Origin of the sequence: Exiguobacterium sp. ERU653 (genome assembly GCF_018617775.1) — a bacterium.
GTDB classification, from domain to species: domain Bacteria; phylum Bacillota; class Bacilli; order Exiguobacteriales; family Exiguobacteriaceae; genus Exiguobacterium; species Exiguobacterium marinum.
The window spans coordinates 360,819-377,794 of the sequence record NZ_JACSKV010000001.1 but is presented as its reverse complement, the minus strand read 5'-3'; the positions used below and the strand labels follow the sequence as shown (position 1 = coordinate 377,794).

14 protein-coding genes are annotated in these 16,976 nt (G+C 46.8%); 3 read left to right on the top strand and 11 right to left on the bottom strand.

Annotated features, from left to right (window positions below; translation table 11 throughout):
• Positions 1-2: 2 nt before the first annotated feature.
• The 6 genes from KNO95_RS01965 to cyoE all read right to left on the bottom strand — a co-directional run bounded on the left by KNO95_RS01965 (position 3) and on the right by cyoE (position 5,924).
• On the bottom strand, positions 3-926 hold the full coding sequence (locus KNO95_RS01965) for a cytochrome c oxidase assembly protein (protein WP_026826344.1): 924 nt from the start codon (positions 924-926) through the stop codon (positions 3-5).
• Positions 927-1,060: 134 nt separating this feature from the next.
• Positions 1,061-1,390 (bottom strand): cytochrome C oxidase subunit IV family protein, encoded by a 330-nt coding sequence (locus tag KNO95_RS01960; RefSeq protein ID WP_214698117.1) that lies wholly within the window; start codon positions 1,388-1,390, stop codon positions 1,061-1,063.
• A gap of 1 nt (position 1,391) precedes the next feature.
• Entirely contained in the window at positions 1,392-2,018 is a 627-nt protein-coding gene (locus KNO95_RS01955; RefSeq protein WP_034771133.1) for a cytochrome (ubi)quinol oxidase subunit III, read from the bottom strand.
• A complete protein-coding gene (ctaD, locus tag KNO95_RS01950; protein ID WP_214702872.1) occupies positions 2,019-3,887 on the bottom strand; it encodes a cytochrome c oxidase subunit I in 1,869 nt (622 codons plus the stop codon). It lies immediately after the preceding gene.
• 38 nt (positions 3,888-3,925) lie between these two features.
• Positions 3,926-4,903, bottom strand: coding sequence for a cytochrome c oxidase subunit II (gene coxB, locus KNO95_RS01945; RefSeq protein WP_214702874.1), 978 nt, complete (start codon positions 4,901-4,903; stop codon positions 3,926-3,928).
• A gap of 97 nt (positions 4,904-5,000) precedes the next feature.
• Entirely contained in the window at positions 5,001-5,924 is a 924-nt protein-coding gene (gene cyoE, locus KNO95_RS01940; protein WP_214698116.1) for a heme o synthase, read from the bottom strand.
• A gap of 333 nt (positions 5,925-6,257) precedes the next feature.
• Between cyoE and KNO95_RS01935 the strand changes: the two genes are divergently transcribed.
• Positions 6,258-7,163: a COX15/CtaA family protein gene (locus KNO95_RS01935; protein ID WP_214702294.1), complete on the top strand. Its 906-nt coding sequence runs from the start codon at positions 6,258-6,260 to the stop codon at positions 7,161-7,163.
• Positions 7,164-7,196: 33 nt separating this feature from the next.
• On the opposite strand, the gene KNO95_RS01930 is transcribed toward KNO95_RS01935, so the two are convergent.
• From KNO95_RS01930 to KNO95_RS01915, 4 genes are all read right to left on the bottom strand, one after another.
• Positions 7,197-8,549, bottom strand: coding sequence for a cryptochrome/photolyase family protein (locus tag KNO95_RS01930; RefSeq protein ID WP_214702295.1), 1,353 nt, complete (start codon positions 8,547-8,549; stop codon positions 7,197-7,199).
• A gap of 53 nt (positions 8,550-8,602) precedes the next feature.
• Positions 8,603-12,052, bottom strand: a complete 3,450-nt coding sequence (locus KNO95_RS01925) for a pyruvate carboxylase (RefSeq protein WP_214878203.1) — start codon at positions 12,050-12,052, stop codon at positions 8,603-8,605.
• Positions 12,053-12,073: 21 nt separating this feature from the next.
• On the bottom strand, positions 12,074-13,309 hold the full coding sequence (locus KNO95_RS01920) for an FtsW/RodA/SpoVE family cell cycle protein (protein WP_214702297.1): 1,236 nt from the start codon (positions 13,307-13,309) through the stop codon (positions 12,074-12,076).
• 86 nt (positions 13,310-13,395) lie between these two features.
• Positions 13,396-13,674 carry an Fpa/YlaN family protein gene (locus KNO95_RS01915; protein WP_015881276.1) on the bottom strand — a complete coding sequence of 93 codons (279 nt, stop codon included), beginning with the start codon at positions 13,672-13,674 and terminating at the stop codon, positions 13,396-13,398.
• A 171-nt stretch (positions 13,675-13,845) separates the two neighbouring features.
• Here KNO95_RS01915 and KNO95_RS01910 point away from each other — a divergent pair, with 171 nt between their 5' ends.
• Together KNO95_RS01910 and KNO95_RS01905 are read left to right on the top strand one after the other, a co-directional pair.
• The gene (locus KNO95_RS01910; protein ID WP_214878202.1) at positions 13,846-14,313 is read left to right on the top strand and encodes a hypothetical protein; all 468 of its coding nucleotides are present in this window, start codon (positions 13,846-13,848) and stop codon (positions 14,311-14,313) included.
• Positions 14,314-14,437: 124 nt separating this feature from the next.
• A complete protein-coding gene (locus KNO95_RS01905; RefSeq protein ID WP_251129226.1) occupies positions 14,438-15,610 on the top strand; it encodes a multidrug efflux MFS transporter in 1,173 nt (390 codons plus the stop codon).
• 39 nt (positions 15,611-15,649) lie between these two features.
• Here KNO95_RS01905 and KNO95_RS01900 read toward each other — a convergent pair whose 3' ends face one another.
• A complete protein-coding gene (locus KNO95_RS01900; protein ID WP_026826356.1) occupies positions 15,650-16,966 on the bottom strand; it encodes a PhoH family protein in 1,317 nt (438 codons plus the stop codon).
• Positions 16,967-16,976: the final 10 nt, after the last annotated feature.

Here is a 16,976-nt window from a genome sequence, read left to right as displayed (position 1 = left end):
TTTTAATTTTTCTCATTTGTTTCTTGCGGAGTGAATGACATGCCTTCATCGAGAGCAAGAGATTTCGTCCGACGCACCCAGCCGAAGAACGTCCAGCCGAAGAAGAAACCATACACGATTTCTTGACCGAGCTTCATGAGGACCCCACCGAAACGTTGGTCTTCGAGCGCGCTATTCGTCGCTCCCATTAACGCCTCTAAATCGATTCCGGACACGTCACCGTTCGGTAGACAGTATCCAAGGACCGTCGCAAACGTCTGCGGATCCGTATACGCATTATAAAGCGTCGTTTGACTAAAGATGATGAGCGCACAGGCCGGTGTCAACAAGACCCCATTGGCGATAATATATACCATTCGTTTCAAATCGGACATTCCTTCCTCTTCGTCTGAGACGAGCGGAACGATGACCGGATACCACATCGTCAAACTAAAGACGACTAGTGCACCGTGGAAGATCCGGTGAACGCCATAGTTCGTCAAGACGTAGTCGAATACGACCGGCATATGGTAAATCGAGAACAATGCGTTGAATAAAATGAGCGCAATCAGTGGCGTCGTTAAAAACTTAAACATCGGTCCAATAAACTTGAAGCTAAGTACTTTTTCAAACACCCAGTACGGCAGACCGTAAACGACGAGTGCCGGTGCCAAAATGTAGACGAGCACCATCTGGAACATATGCACCGATAAAATGATATGTGCCATGACATCGATTGGACTTCCAAAACCGATGTAATACAAGACAATGGCAAACAACATACTAAACTTTTGTAACAACGTGGTCGAGGCATATCCTCGCTTCGCCATTCTCTCTGTCACGACGGCGTATAATACATAAATCCCGACCATGAGCAATCCGAACAGCGGACTCCATAACGTGAGCCAATCAAATTGATTGAGCAGCTCCGACGTATTCCAGAGCATCCGTTCACCCCTTTTCTTTCTCTCCCTAACCTTTGAAACCGTTCACTTCAAGATTACTATTCATTCATTTTTGAAGTAAAGGAAAAAGGACCGAATCATCCGTGTTTCCACAGATGTTCAATCCTTTGTCACAATTACCAAATGAGTAAGCGTAGTGCAGCTACCGTGATGATAGCAATAAAGATGCCTAACCACATCATACCGACGATCCATGTGTTCCCACGGTTATTCATATGCATGAAGATATATAACTGTAGAAAGACTTGAATGACTGCCAAGATGATCAAGAAGCCACCTGCTGCCCAAACTGGCATGAGTTCCGCATAAACGGCACCGAATGCCACGAACGTGAGTAAAATCATCATCGCAAAACTAATCAATTGAAGCTGATACTCACGCTTTGATTCTGCTTTTACTTCTAGCTCTAATTGTTTGTGTGATTCGTTCATAGCTCGTTTTTCCATATTAGTTCACCATCCCTAAGAGGTAGACGATTGAGAAGATGAAGACCCAAACAACATCGATGAAGTGCCAGTATAGACTTGATACATAAAACTTTGGTGCGTTGTATACATCAATCGGACGGTTCCAGTTACGAATCAAGAGCGTCGTAATCCAAAGGAGACCGAACGTGACGTGCGCTCCGTGGAAGCCGACTAACGTGTAGAAGGCTGAACCGAATGCGCTCGACGTGAACGTGTGACCAATGTGGTAGTAGTGAATGAACTCGTAAATCTCCGCACCAAGGAATCCAGCACCAAGAAGGAGTGTCACAATCAACCAAAGCTTCATCCGTCCTGGATTGTTTGCTTTCATGTTCATCATCGCAAGGACACTTGTGAGTGAACTTGTGAGGAGGAGCATCGTCATGATGAAGACGAGCTCCATTTCAAAAATGTTATATGAGCGTAATTCCTCTGGCGCACCAGAGTTCAAGAGACCAACGTATGTTCCAAAGAGCGAGGCGAAGAGGACTGTCTCACCACCAAGGAAGAACCAGAAAGCCACATATTTATTTTTCCCTTCCAGCGTTGCTTTCTCTGGATTGGCCGGGATACCGGTCACTGGGTGTTTTTCAACTGTATGTGCCATTTATTGTTCTCCTTTCTCACGAATCGCTTTCAAGTCTGCTTCGACTTGTGACTTCGGAATGTAGTAGCCGTGATCGTCAATCCAAGAACGTAGGAACATCGAGACGAACGTCATCGCTAATCCAAATCCGATCAATGACCAGCCGACAACTGTGTTATCCATCTGGAAAATGGCACCGAGTCCTGCGATGAAGAGGCCGAGTGACATGAAGAACGGAATGAGCGAGTTGTTCGGCATGTGGATGTCCGAAACTTCTTCAGCGACTGATACGCGTTTGTTACCAGCCATTTTCTCGAGCCAGAACGTATCAAGTCCTTTGACGAGTGGTGTTTGTGCAAAGTTGTACTCCGGAGTCGGAACAGGAAGTGTCCACTCAAGCGTACGTCCGTCTCCCCAGTGGTCTGTTTTGACGCGTTCTTTTGACAAGAAGGCTTTCACAACAGCGACGAGCAAGACAATCGTTGACACACCCATGAAGAATGCACCGATTGTCGAGAGCACGTTGAGTGTATCCCAACCTTGACCATCGAGGTATGTGAAGACTCGACGTGGCATACCGAACAATCCGAGGAAGTGTTGCGGGAAGAACGTCAAGTGGAATCCGATAAAGAACAACCAGAACTGCCAGTATCCAAGCTTTTCAGAAAGGGCTTTTCCGAACATGAGTGGGAACCAGTAGTAAAGTCCTGCGAAGAGACCGAATACAACTCCACCTACGATAACGTAGTGGAAGTGAGCGACAACAAAGTAGCTGTCGTGGTACTGATAGTCAGCGGGTGCGACTGAAAGCATAACACCTGTCATCCCACCAACGAGGAATGAAGGAATGAACGCGACTGAGTAAAGCATAGCGACGTTGAATTTAATTTGACCGCCCCACAGTGTGAAGAGCCAGTTAAAGATTTTAACACCCGTTGGTACGGCAATCGCCATCGTTGCAACAGCGAAAATCGAGTTGGCAACCGGACCAAGACCGACTGTAAACATGTGGTGAACCCAAACCATGAATCCAAGGAAACCGATGAGCATTGTCGCGAAGACCATCGTCGTGTAACCGAAGAGACGTTTACGCGCAAATGTTGGAATGATTTCCGAGAAAATACCGAATGCCGGTAAGATCAAGATATATACTTCCGGGTGACCGAAGATCCAGAAAAGGTGTTCCCAGATGACAACGTTCCCGCCAAGTGCCGGGTCAAAGTATGCGGCTCCGAAGAGTCGCTCGAACATCAACATGAACAATCCGACCGTAAGTGGCGGGAATGCGAAGACGATCAATGCCGATGCAACGAAAGTCGTCCATGTGAAGAGTGGCATACGCATGAGTTTCATTCCTGGCGCACGCATGTTCAAGATGGTGACGAGGAAGTTAATCCCGGCCATCAGTGTACCGAAACCTGAAATCTGAAGACCAAGAGCGTAGAAGTCTACCCCTGTCGCTTCCGGTTGTGTTGAAAGTGGCGCGTATGCTGTCCACCCTGCGTTTGGTGCTGCTCCGAAGAACCAGCTCAAGTTAAGCATGACTCCACCGAAGAAGAACAACCAAAAACCTAATGAGTTAATGAATGGGAACGCAACGTCGCGTGCCCCGATTTGAAGCGGTGTGACCGCGTTCATGAAGCCGAATAGCATCGGCATCGCCGCAAGGAAGATCATCGTCGTCCCGTGCATCGTAATCAATTGGTTAAATGTCTCACCGCTGACAAAGTCGTTCATTGGTTTAACGAGTTGCCAACGAATCAGTAATGCTTCAATTCCACCGAGAAGGAGGAAGAAGATTCCTGAAAACAAATACAAAATACCGATTTTTTTGTGGTCAACCGTCGTAATCCAATCCATGATGCCATTGTATTTACGCGATTGCTGCATTGCAGTGGTCTGTGCCACGTGAAATCCCCCTTTTCCCGTTAGTCAATCTTCTGCTCATACAAGAAGTCAACGAGTGCGTCTAATTCTTCGTTGCTGATTTGACCTTCATTGAAACCTGGCATGAGAGCCCCTTGTTTCTTCTCTTGCGGGTCACGAATCCACTCTTTCAAGTTGTCCTCGTTGTTTTCGAGGTAACCTGCGAGCCATTCCCGATCACCGAAGTTCGTTAAACTTGGTGCCACTTTACCGCCGCCGTGACAGCTCAAGCAACTTTCGACATACACTTGTTCACCTGTCGTCAAGTTCGTGTTGTCTGCGACGAGGTTCTCACCGTTATCGTCTTGCTTGACTTTCATGTCAGCGAGCCATTGATCGTATTCTTCTTGCTCGAGCGCGATGACTTTAAAGTCCATAAGGGCATGTGACGGACCGCAAAGCTCAGCACATTTTCCATAGTAAGTACCTGGTTCATTTGCATGCAACCACATTTCGTTATCAAGTCCTGGGTTCGTATCTGTCTTACCAGATAAAGCCGGTACCCAGAATGAGTGAATGACATCTTTAGACGTCAAGTTGATGCCGACTCGTTTTCCGACTGGAATGACGAGCTCTTGCCCTGTCACTACACCTGCCTCTGGATATTCGAACTCCCACCAGTACAAGTTAGCTGTAACATTGATTTCTTCTTCTTTTTTCGCTTCTTTCGCTTTCGCGAGTTCGACAGTCGTCGTGATTGTCGGAACAGCGAGAATGATGAGAAGGATAATCGGAACGACTGTCCAAATCATCTCAAGTGTACTGCTACCTTCAACTTGCTTCGGAATCGATTCGTCTTTCCGACGGAACTTCATGAGCACGTACACGTAAATGACCGAGACGATGATGAGTACGAAGAGCATGATTGCCAAACTGATGAGAATGATGCGGAGCTGAAGCTCAGCCCCTTCTCCCATCGGCTTCAATGCAGACAATCCCTCTTGACCGCAACCTGACAACAGGACTGCGAACATCATCATCGGGACGATGCCAAACAGAAGCTTCTTAAATGATTTCACAACAATCCCCACTTTCTCCCAAAATGATGTGTAATGGTTTTCTATATAGTGAGTGCGGTCACCAAAGTGCTGTCAAAATCAGCGCGATAATCCACACGACTAAATAAATTAATGAATAGAAGAACATTTTGTTTGCCCACTTGATTTCATCCTCGGCGTTGAATCCTTTCAACCCGAGATACAACCAGTAGCCCCCTAAACCGGCTGCGACTGTCAAGTAAACAAGACCGTAATGCATAAATAAGAGCGATGCTGGAATTAGCGTCGCAATCCACCAGATGATTTGCCGTTTCGTGATGGCAAATCCGTTCACGACCGGAAGCATCGGAATGCCTGCCGCTCGATACTCTTCCGTACGTCGCATCGCGAGCGCTAGGAAGTGCGGTGGTTGCCATAAAAACATGACAAGGAACATGAGCCACGCATCGATATGAAGTGTCGGATCAAGCGCTGCCCAACCGATGAGCGGTGGAACGGCTCCCGAAATACTCCCGACGACCGTATTGAGCGTACTCGTACGCTTAAGCCACATCGTATAAATCACGACATAAAAAAATGCCCCGATTAAACCGAATACTGCAGCGACGTACGATACAAGGAGCAATAACAGTGTTCCAATCGCAAGTTGTGTCAATCCGAGGAGTAAGATTTTCTCCCCTGAAATCTTGCCGGTTACACTCGGTCGATTGTCCGTACGATCCATTAAGTAATCGATATCTCGGTCCACGAAGTTGTTTAGGTAACAACTCCCCGAAATCACGAGTGCGCTTCCTAACATCGTTAATAAGAGCTGTGGCCAAACTTCAAACAAGTAAAGTACTGGCGTATCGCTCTGATACGTCGCTGCCACGAAAAATCCCGCAAACACCAACAACAGGTTGGCACGAACGATTCCCATTTTCGCTAAGGCGACGTAATCTCGAAATGACGTTGACTCTGTATATTCTAACTCTACCGTCATTCCTGGGTTGACTTTTGTCATACTGACCCCCCCACATAATCACGAAATCCTCGCATTCTCTTCACAGAAAAAACACAATATGAACAAAATACACTTAACTCTCTACAAAGATACCATATTTCTTTATAAAATACGCCTTTTATGCTTGTGAAATAGCGAGTTTTTTGTGTCGATAGTGTGATATTTGTCACACCTAATGTGCTTTACTAATATTAGAATAACGTTTTTGATAACGATTGCAAGCTTTTCCATTTCGTTTTTCGAACAGAAAGCCGTATAATAAGTATGGCGAAAAAAATATAAATAAACAAGGCACAATTTTATCGGATTTTGATTAGAAGCAGGTGGTAATGCATGCATAAAAAACTCGCGTTTTTCTCAGGGTTTGTCACCCTCGGAATGATGCTTGTCCTCATCATGGGTGGAACCGTGACGAAGACGGACTCAGGGGATGGTTGTGGGACGGACTGGCCACTCTGTCACGGAAAATTGATTCCAACGAACCCGAGCGTTGAAACGATGATTGAATACAGTCACCGTGTAGTATCTGGCTTTGAAGGCCTTCTCATCATTGCGCTCGCAATTTGGACGTTCATCGCTGTCAAACGTCGTATTGATGTAAAAATCTTTGCATTTCTCGCATTTATCTTCATGCTCATCCAATCGATCATTGGAGCAGGAGCAGTCATATGGCAACAATCAGATGCCATTTTGGCACTTCATTTCGGTATCTCTCTCGTCTCATTCGCATCGCTACTCATTTTGACGATTCTCTTATTCGAGGGGGACCGAGAACATAAAGTTGTATCAAAGAAATTGCGCGCTCATCTGTACGGCCTTTCTATTTATACGATGATTGTCGTCTATACGGGAGCGTACGTCCGACATTTAGGCGCTACTTACGCATGTGTCGGTTGGCCAATCTGTGACCAAAATGTATGGACGTTCGAATCTTATGTTCAAATGGGACATCGATTGATGGCGGGGCTCCTTGTCCTGTACACATTATTCGTTCTCTACTTAGCGAAGAAAGAGATGGATCAGTTGATCGAACGTGGGATGATGGCGTCCCTCTTCTTCATCCTTCTTCAAGTCGGAACAGGAGCATGGATCGTACTTGGTGGCCACGCCACATACGTGCCACTTCTACACGCATTCTTGATTACTTGCTACTTTGGTATTCTGTCATACCTTTCTTACCACGCTTATCGATCGACAGCTCGGAAAGATGTAGCACGACTGAAAGACATGAATGGATAACTCAAACAAAAAAGCGCTTCAGCGCTTTTTTGTTTACAATTCTTTAAATCGTTCGAGGGCACGTTCTCTCGCTTCTTTATGGTCGACAAGCGGCATCGGATAATCTTCCCTTTCCGACGGGTCCGGGAAGTGAATTGACTTATCTGACACATGCTTCAGTTCCGGCACATAATGTCGAATGAACGTTCCATCGGGGTCAAACCGTTCAGATTGCGTCGTCGGATTGAAGATGCGGAAATATGGAACGGCATCGGTCCCAACCGAAGCAGCCCATTGCCACCCACCGATATTCGACGAGGCCTCGTAATCAATCAGTTTCCGTTCGAAATAAAGTTCCCCTTTTCGCCAATCGAGAAGGAGATGTTTCGTCAAGAAGGACGCGACAATCATACGTAGGCGGTTGTGCATCCATCCGGTCTCGTTCAGTTGACGCATCGCTGCGTCTACAATTGGATAACCGGTCTCCCCGTTACACCATTTTTCGAACTGTTCATCATTTTCTTCCCATTCAAGCGACTTATATTTGGGATTGAACGGTTGTTCTTTCAATCCGTGGAACTTTGCCATGACCATGTAGTAAAATTCGCGCCACAATAGTTCGTCGTAATACGTGTCGCGTCCTTTCGACTGTTTAGCGGACAATACCTGTTCGGTGATGGTTCGAATCGACAATACACCGGTACGTAAGTATGGGGACAATCGACTCGTTCCTGCGATGCTTGGAATGTCACGTTTCTCACCGTAATCGACCATGCGATCATTGACGAAGCGGGTCAACCGTTTCTTCGCCTCGGTCTCCCCTAACCCTTTCCACTCGCGTTCACAACGTTTGAACAAGTCTTTTAGTTCACTCGGTATTTCATTCTTTGTGCTAATGAATTGCGCTAAGCGATCGACATCCACATCGTAAGGTTTCGGCGGCTGTTCGGCATATGCCGCTTTTTTGAACGGGGTGAACACCTTGTATGGATCACCGCTCTTTGTCTTAAACGCATCAGGTTGAAACAGATGCCGGTCAAGCAGTCGTACGACTTTCACTTCTTCACCAAGTTTTTCGATGACGCGATCGTCGCGCTGTTTGAACGGTTCCACATATTCCGCATTAAAATAAAGAACGTCGATGTCACCGAGCTGTTTCACAAAGTCAGCTTCTGACTCGGCGACGAGGACACGAAGTCCTAACCCATCCGCTTCTAAATCATCCATAAAGGTACGCATTGTCGAAAAGAAGTAGTCGTGGCGTACCTCAAACGGATCACAATATTCAGGGTTTAACCAAAAAACAAAATCTAGGTCGTCACCTTCCCCCATATCTTTCAAAACACGGTGTAGCATATGATTATCGGTCAGTCTAAAATCGGATCGGAACCAACATACTCGTTTCATGATTTTCACTCCTATCTACAAAAAAGAAGCATAGCGAACTATGCTTCTTTTGATTATACAAATTCAATCAACAAATCGTCACTTTGTATTGTGTCGCCTTCTTTTATGTGGATGGCTTTAATCTCACCATCTTGTGCTGCTTGAATGGTCGTCTCCATCTTCATCGCTTCCGTGACGAGCAGCTGCTCCCCACGATGAATACGACTGCCTGGTTCAACCAGTACTTTCAAGACAGAACCTGGCATCGATGCACCAACTTGTTTCGGATTCCCCCGGTCCACTTTCGGACGGCTCGTCGTCGCCGACTTGACGTTAACGTCTTTAATCTCGATTTCACGTGGTACCCCGTTCATCTCATAAGAGACGAGACGAATGCCATCTTCGTTTGGTGCACTGACTTGCACGAGCTTAATAATCAACGTTTTCCCAGTCTCGATTTCAACATGGATCGTCTCGCCAACGTTTAGTCCATAGAAGAACGTTAACGTGTCGAGCACCGATACGTCACCATATGTCGTTGTATGTTTGATATAGTCTTCATACACTTTCGGATAGAGCGCATGGGCGAGAAGCTCAAAGTCCGTGACCGGTCGTTCGAATTTCTCGAACAGTTCTTGACCTGCAGATTTAAAGTCGTACGGCTTGATCAGTTTACCCGGACGAACGTTTAGTGGTTCTTCCCCTTTCAAGATGACTTGTTGCACTTCTTTCGGGAATCCACCAGGAGGCGTCCCTAACTCACCTCGCATCATTTCGACGACCGAGTCTGGGAAGTCTAACTGATGACCACGCGTCATCACATCTTCTTCCGTCAAGTTGTGCTGGACCATGAAGAGCGCCATGTCACCGACGACTTTTGATGACGGTGTCACCTTGACGATATCACCGAACAACATATTGACCCGTGCGTACATCGCTTTGACTTCTCCCCAACGGTCCCCGAGTCCGACTGCTTTCGCCTGTTGTTGAAGGTTTGAATATTGCCCCCCTGGCATCTCATGTTCGTATACAGACGGATGTGGAGCGCGCATATCACTTTCAAACGGTTCATAGTTGTGACGAACGTCTTGCCAGTAGTCACTGATGACTTCATAGTGTTTTGGATCAATCTTTGGTTGACGTTCATGATGGTTGAGCGCATACACTAAGCTTCCACCTGAAGGCTGTGACGTCATCCCTGACAACGAGCTCGCAGCAACGTCTACGATGTCGACCCCGGCATCTGTCGCCCGTGCATATGTGAAAATCCCGTTTCCGGATGCATCGTGTGTATGAAGATGAATCGGTAAATCGACAGCATCTTTCAATGCCGATACGAGTGCATATGCAGATTCTGGCTTCAAGAGACCAGCCATATCTTTGATTGCCAAGATATGGGCACCACTCGCCTCAAGCTTCTTCGCAAGATCGACGTAGTAAGGTAAGTGATATTTCGGGCGGTTACCGTCATATAAATCGCCTGTATAACAGATGGCAGCCTCTGCCACTTTCCCTGTCGGCAATGTCGCATCAATCGCAAGTTGAATCGACTCTAAGTTGTTGAGACTGTCAAAGATTCGGAATATATCAACACCTGCATAAGCCGCTTCATGTACAAACTTCTCAATGACATTGTCTGCATAGTTTTTATATCCGACCGCATTCGCACCGCGGAGCAACATTTGAATCAAGACGTTCGGCATCTTCTCACGAAGCTTCATGAGTCGAACCCATGGATCTTCAGACAAGAAGCGATAAGCGACATCAAATGTCGCCCCTCCCCACGCCTCGACCGAGAACAATTCCGGCATCAGTTTGCTCGTTGGCTCCGCGATATTGAGGATGTCCTGCGTCCGCATACGTGTCGCGAGTAATGACTGATGCGCATCACGCATCGTCGTATCTGTCAATAACAGTTCAGGTTGATGCTTGATCCAGTCGGCGAGCCCATCAGGTCCGAGTTCAGTCAGGATTTGTTTCGTTCCTGGCTTCGCTTCTGACGGGAGGTTATGCGGGATTCGCACTGAACGGCTAATCGGCTTATCCTTCAATCCGACACCAGGGAATCCGTTCACCGTGACGTCTCCGATATAGTTCAACAGTTTCGTTCCACGGTCTTTCCGTTTCGGGAAAACGAAAAGCTCTGGCGTCTCATCGATGAACGACGTGTTGTAGTCACCACTGATAAAATTCGCATGTTTCATCACGTTAATCAAGAATGGAATGTTCGTTTTGATTCCACGGATCCGGAATTCATTCAAGTTTCGAACCATTTTTGAGGCAGCTTGTTCAAATGTCATCCCATGTGTCGACAATTTAACGAGAAGCGAGTCATAGTATGGAGAAATTTCTGCACCGACATATGCGTTCCCACCATCCAAACGGACACCAAAGCCGCCCGGTGAACGATACGCCATAATTTTTCCAGTGTCCGGCATGAAGTTGTTGCCTGGGTCTTCTGACGTAACACGTGACTGAATCGCGTATCCGAGAAGTTTAATGTCCTCTTGTCGTGGCATTTGAATCAAATCGCCGTGAAGCGACTCGCCTTGAGCGATCATCAGTTGTGTTTGAACGATATCAAAGCCTGTCACCATCTCGGTAATGGTATGTTCGACTTGGACACGCGGATTGACTTCGATGAAGTAGAACGATTCGTCTTCAGTCACCAAAAATTCGACCGTACCGGCGTTGACATATCCAACGTGCCGCATAAGTTGAACCGCTGCATCACAAATCGCTTGTCGAGATGCTTCAGACAACGTCACACACGGAGCCACTTCGACGACTTTTTGGTGGCGACGCTGAACCGAGCAGTCACGTTCGAACAAGTGAATGATGTGACCATGCTCATCCCCGAGGATTTGGACCTCGATATGTTTCGGACGTTCAACTAATTTTTCTATGTACACTTCATCAGAACCAAACGCTTGTTTCGCTTCTGATTTCGCACGTTCAATTAAATCTTTCATTTCGGCTTCCGTACGAATGACACGCATACCGCGTCCCCCGCCACCCATAGATGCTTTGACCATTAGCGGGAAACCGTGCTCATTGGCAAACGCCTCCGCATCTGCATAAGATGTGAGTGGACCGTCTGATCCCGGAATGACAGGGAGTCCAGCGGCTATTGCACTTTGGCGTGCACGTACTTTGTCCCCGAAGGCATGTAGGTGCGACTCGTTAGGTCCGACGAAGATAATCCCCTCTTCGCGGCAACGTCGTGCCAACTCGATATTTTCAGAAAGGAATCCATATCCTGGGTGAATCGCATCACTGCCCGATTCTTTAGCGATTCGAATAACGTCTTCGATATCGAGATACGCATCGATCGGCTTTTTATCCAGTCCCACTAAATAGGCCTCATCGGCTTTAAAACGGTGTAACGAGCCGCTATCTTCTTGCGAATAGACGGCCACGGTCCGAATACTTAACTCCGTCGCCGCTCGGAATACCCGAATGGCAATTTCCCCACGGTTTGCAACAAGTAACTTTTTGATTGCTTTCAAATGAAATCCCCCCATTAATGAAATTAGATATTGATATTACCTGATCACGTGAAGCGGTGAACGTTGTACATTTTCTTCTGACTTCACTCGAATTTCTTCTCGTCTTGTCGCTTCTTGATGACGATTTCGCATCGAGATACTACTGAGCACACCGAGAACCCCCATCATCATAATGAGCGATGTCCCACCATAACTGACAAGCGGTAAGGTCACCCCTGTCCCTGGGAACCAACCGGACATCGCACCGATGTTGATGGCCGTTTGAACAATGATTTGTGATGCAATACCAAACGAGACGAACATCGCAAAATGATTATCCGCATGATTGGCGATATGAATCGCGCGAAACGCGATAAAGAAGAGTAATACCAAAACCGTCAACACACCGAAGAACCCTAACTCCTCAGCAATGATCGACATGATGTAGTCAGTCTCAGGTTCTGGCAAATACCCATACTTTTGAAAACTGTTCCCGAGCCCGACACCGGTCAATCCTCCATGCACAATCGAAATGATCGACATGAGCAATTGGTGACCATATCCTTCCGGGTCCATAAATGGGTTGAACACGACTTCAATTCGGCTTCGTTGATTCTCCGAGAAGATGGTCGTAAACAATAAGAAAACAACTCCAATCCCCGCTAAAATACCAGGAATCAAAACCCGAAGTGGTGCCCCGACACCGAACCACATAAGTAGCATGATGGAACCGAGAACAAACAATCCACCCATATCCGGTTGACCGTTGATCGCGATGGCATAGAGCGAGAAGTAAAAGAGGACCGGTACTAAAAAGAAGGCACCGATTTGTGCGCGCCACCCTTTTTTCACAATGGCGGCTCGGGCTAGTCGACCCGGTAACCCTTTCAACTCGTTATTCCATAATTCATGGTAGTAATTCGCAAGTAAAATGATGAGAACGAATTTTGCGATCTCGACCGGTTGAATCGTGAACCCTCCGATGATGAGCCAAGCCCGCGCCCCATTTAACGGCGGCATCGCCCATGTGACAAACAGCAGAATGACCGACACCGTATAGAGAGTGAGGCGAAGACCTTTATTACGAAACATCTCATAACGGAATAACGTCGCAAACAAGTAGACAAAAATCCCGATCCCGACGTAGATGAGTTGGCGATAAAATAAGCTACTATTTGCGTAATCCCCACGATTCCATACGCTCGCGCTATAAATCATGATGGAGCTGATCCCTACGAGCAAGAGCACTGACAAAAACAACGCAAAATCAAAATACCGAAACCGTGTTTTCATGTATTCACTTCCTTATGTACAACAATCCGACAACCTTTATAAAAAAATACTCAAACAGCGCCACTTGCACAGTTTGAGTATAAGGTTCATAATTCTGAAGCTTCTGCCAAGGCAGACAACTTTTGTTCCAATGAATCGAGCAGTCCTTTACCTTCAATGTCTGAAATGAGTCCAAGACGAACCGCAAAATCAATTTGGCGCGATAGTCCAAACATATGTGTATCAAGCACCTCTTCATAAAGCGGGCACTTCGGCATTTTAAGGTTTTCTAACTGTACTTCAATCAGACAACGGATTTTTTCAGCATCCGCCTCGAGTAATTGAAGCGCTTGCTCCCGTTGGATTGCAGCCAAATTTGTCGCCACTACGACCCCTCCTCCGTACGATGACAGACTGTTTGTCATAACTCAACTGTACATTATCTTTCATCATAATTCAATGTACAGTATAAATGAATGCGACATTCTTCCTTTTTCCATTTTAAAAGAAAGAACGCTATAATGAAACATGTAATGTGCATGAAGGGGGACGTAATCATGATATTTCCACTAGACGGATCGGTTCGCCACAGTTTGACGATTGACCCGACCGTATGGATTTTTGACGAACGGAAACGAAAGATTGAAGATTTGGACGCGGTGATAGTGAATGACCGTGATGCCTACTATGCGAAAATGGGGAAAGCATGGGATGATGGATTATCACAAGGAACCCGAATCGACCACAATAAACCGATGTCACGACAAGACAAGGACGAAGCACTTCGCGATTCGTTCGCCATGCCGCTCGCCCCATTTTTGAACAATGCTGAACCTGTCGACTTGGCGACACATATACGATTCTATGGCGACACGATTTTGACGATTCCACTCAACGAGGCGCCACGTGTGTATTTACAATTTTCAAAGGACGGAAAAGTACTCGCTGATGGTCCGGTCTATGTGTTGTATGAGGATCAAGTCATTCGTCAAGTCAACCACATCACCGTACTGAGCAATCAATGAGGAGGAAATTTCCTTCTCATTTTTTGGACTTTTTAGTTCATAAAGTGTAACATATAGTGTATTGATTATAATGAATCTATGAAAGGTTGTGACGCTTACGATTCCTTTATGGAAACGAAATTTAATGGTAGTTTGGATCGGTAGCTTCTTGACTGCCGCTTCGATGAGTCTTGTTCTACCATTTCTTCCACTATTCATTGAACAGCTCGGTGTGAAGGACCCAGATCATGTCGTCACCTGGTCTGCTGTTGCGTTTGGTGCGACATTCCTCGTTGCCGCAATCGTCTCCCCGATGTGGGGCCGATTAGCTGACCGAAAAGGGAGAAAACTGATGCTGATCCGGGCCAGTCTCGGTATGGCCGTCGTCATGTTTCTCATCAGCTTCGTCCAAGATGTCTATCAACTTGTCGGGTTGCGCTTACTCATGGGTGCCGTCTCTGGATTTATCTCGGCCGGTATCACCTTGGTCGCTTCCCAAACCCCTAAAGAGAAAAGTGGCTGGGCGCTTGGTACCCTGTCAACCGGTGGCATCACCGGAGGTCTTTTAGGCCCGCTTATCGGCGGGTTGCTCGCAGACTGGATTGGGCTTCGATCCGTTTTTCTCTTTACCGGAAGTGCACTCTTCCTGACATTTCTCATCACGCTCTGGTTCGTCAAAGAAGATTTCGTTCCCGTGAAGCGTGATGAGCTCGCTTCGATGAAGTCCATTTTCGCCTCACTGCGACATCCTCAGTTGATTGTCGGACTGTTTGTGACAACGTTCCTTATTCAGTTCTCGACACAATCCATCGGGCCGCTCTTGACATTATATGTACGTGAATTGAACCCGCATACGACCGCCCTCGCTTTCATGGCAGGTATCGTCGCATCCGCCCCAGGACTCGCCGCTCTCTTTTCAGCTCAGCGTCTCGGACGCTTATCGGACAGATACGGTGCAGAACGTATCTTGTTTTGGGCACTGCTTCTCTATAGCGTTTTCTTAATTCCGCAAGCATACGTCACATCGACGACCCAACTCATTTTACTGCGCTTTGGAATTGGATTCGCGACAGCCGCCTTGATGCCATCGGTTCAGTCACTCTTACGCCAACACACTCCCGTATCGGCGACGGGTCGAATCTTTTCGTATAACCAGTCCGCTCAATTTATGGGGAATTTACTCGGGCCGCTATTCGGTTCTCAAATCGTAGCCTATTTCGGTTTTTCGGCCTTGTTCATCATCACGGGACTAATCATGATCTCGAACGCTTTCTTAGAACGGACGAACGTCCAGTCGCTACAACTCGATACAAAATAACGCCGGGCAAGGTGCTCGGCGTTATTTGTCGTGCATCCGTCATAGTAAATCTGCAGCCAATCTTGCGAGCGACGAACGCTCCCCTTTCACCAGCCGGACATGCCCGAAGACATTTTGTCCTTTGAACCGTTCCACCGCATACGTCAGTCCGTTCGAATATTCATCCAAGTACGGATGGTCGATTTGGTATGGGTCACCGACGAGTACGATTTTTGAGTTCTCCCCGACTCGGGTGAGAATTGTTTTGATTTCGTGCTTCGTTAAGTTCTGCGCCTCATCGATGATGATGAACTGGTCAGGCATGCTTCTACCTCGAATATAGGTGAGCGCTTCGAGCTGAATCGATTTCATACCGGCTAATATATTCCCGAGCTCGTCTTTTGAATTCGCATTAAATAAAAATTCCAGGTTATCATAAATCGGTTGCATCCATGGGCGAAGCTTTTCTTCCATTTCCCCTGGCAAGTAGCCGATATCATTCCCCATCGGCACGACCGGGCGAGCGACGACCAGCTTATTGTAACGCTGTTCATCTTCAACAAGCGAGAGCCCTGCTGCTAGAGCAAGGAGCGTCTTACCGGTACCAGCTTTCCCAAGTAAAGTGACGAAAGGAATATCATCTCGAAGCAACAGGTCGAGTGCCATTCGTTGTTGGACGTTTCGCGGGTGAATTCCCCAAATGTGGTCAGCGTCGAGCGCCAATGGCCTTATGATTGGTTGGAGAGCATCGACTACCGCAAGTACACTCGCCTTTGAGACATTACTTTTCAAGACGACAAACGAGTTCGGATAAAGGACTTGTTGGGTAAAGGCGGATGTTGGTAGTTGACGAACCTTATAAAATTCATCGACGAGTGACTGGTCGACCTCAATTTCGCGGTATCCAGCGTACAAGTCAGTTGTATCCACGATATGGTCTGTCAAATAATCTTCTGCATCGATTCCAATCGCATCTGCTTTCACTCGGACTAATATATCTTTTGAGACGATGACGACTTTTCGATTTTCATCATCCTCATATTGTTTCATTAGTTTCAACGCGACGACTAAAATCCGATTATCGTTCGTCATCACGTCAAAAGGAATATCGACCTGATGCTCGTGACCAATCTCGACAAAGAGACGGCCCCCGTTTTCAAGTGGCACGCCATCATGAAGTTTACCTGTTGCCCGAAGTTGGTCCAAGACACGCGACGTTTCACGAGCATTACGTCCAACTTCATCCATGTTTCGTTTTTTACCATCAAGCTCTTCTAAGACGATGGCCGGAATGACCACATCATGTTCTTCGAATTGAAATAAGGATAGCGGATCATGTAGAAGTACGTTCGTATCTAAGACATACGTTTTTTTCATAGACTTTGCC

What these genes read in the sequence shown, in the direction of transcription:
- KNO95_RS01920 (WP_214702297.1), bottom strand. Translation starts at nt 13,309, where the DNA reads ATGAAAACACGGTTTCGGTATTTTGATTTTGCGTTGTTTTTGTCAGTG.
- KNO95_RS01965 (WP_026826344.1), bottom strand. Translation starts at nt 926, where the DNA reads ATGCTCTGGAATACGTCGGAGCTGCTCAATCAATTTGATTGGCTCACG.
- KNO95_RS01900 (WP_026826356.1), bottom strand. Translation starts at nt 16,966, where the DNA reads ATGAAAAAAACGTATGTCTTAGATACGAACGTACTTCTACATGATCCG.
- KNO95_RS01910 (WP_214878202.1), top strand. Translation starts at nt 13,846, where the DNA reads ATGATATTTCCACTAGACGGATCGGTTCGCCACAGTTTGACGATTGAC.
- KNO95_RS01905 (WP_251129226.1), top strand. Translation starts at nt 14,438, where the DNA reads ATGGTAGTTTGGATCGGTAGCTTCTTGACTGCCGCTTCGATGAGTCTT.
- KNO95_RS01935 (WP_214702294.1), top strand. Translation starts at nt 6,258, where the DNA reads ATGCATAAAAAACTCGCGTTTTTCTCAGGGTTTGTCACCCTCGGAATG.
- KNO95_RS01930 (WP_214702295.1), bottom strand. Translation starts at nt 8,549, where the DNA reads ATGAAACGAGTATGTTGGTTCCGATCCGATTTTAGACTGACCGATAAT.
- coxB (WP_214702874.1), bottom strand. Translation starts at nt 4,903, where the DNA reads ATGATGATGTTCGCAGTCCTGTTGTCAGGTTGCGGTCAAGAGGGATTG.
- KNO95_RS01960 (WP_214698117.1), bottom strand. Translation starts at nt 1,390, where the DNA reads ATGGAAAAACGAGCTATGAACGAATCACACAAACAATTAGAGCTAGAA.
- KNO95_RS01955 (WP_034771133.1), bottom strand. Translation starts at nt 2,018, where the DNA reads ATGGCACATACAGTTGAAAAACACCCAGTGACCGGTATCCCGGCCAAT.
- cyoE (WP_214698116.1), bottom strand. Translation starts at nt 5,924, where the DNA reads ATGACAAAAGTCAACCCAGGAATGACGGTAGAGTTAGAATATACAGAG.
- ctaD (WP_214702872.1), bottom strand. Translation starts at nt 3,887, where the DNA reads ATGCAGCAATCGCGTAAATACAATGGCATCATGGATTGGATTACGACG.
- KNO95_RS01925 (WP_214878203.1), bottom strand. Translation starts at nt 12,052, where the DNA reads ATGGGGGGATTTCATTTGAAAGCAATCAAAAAGTTACTTGTTGCAAAC.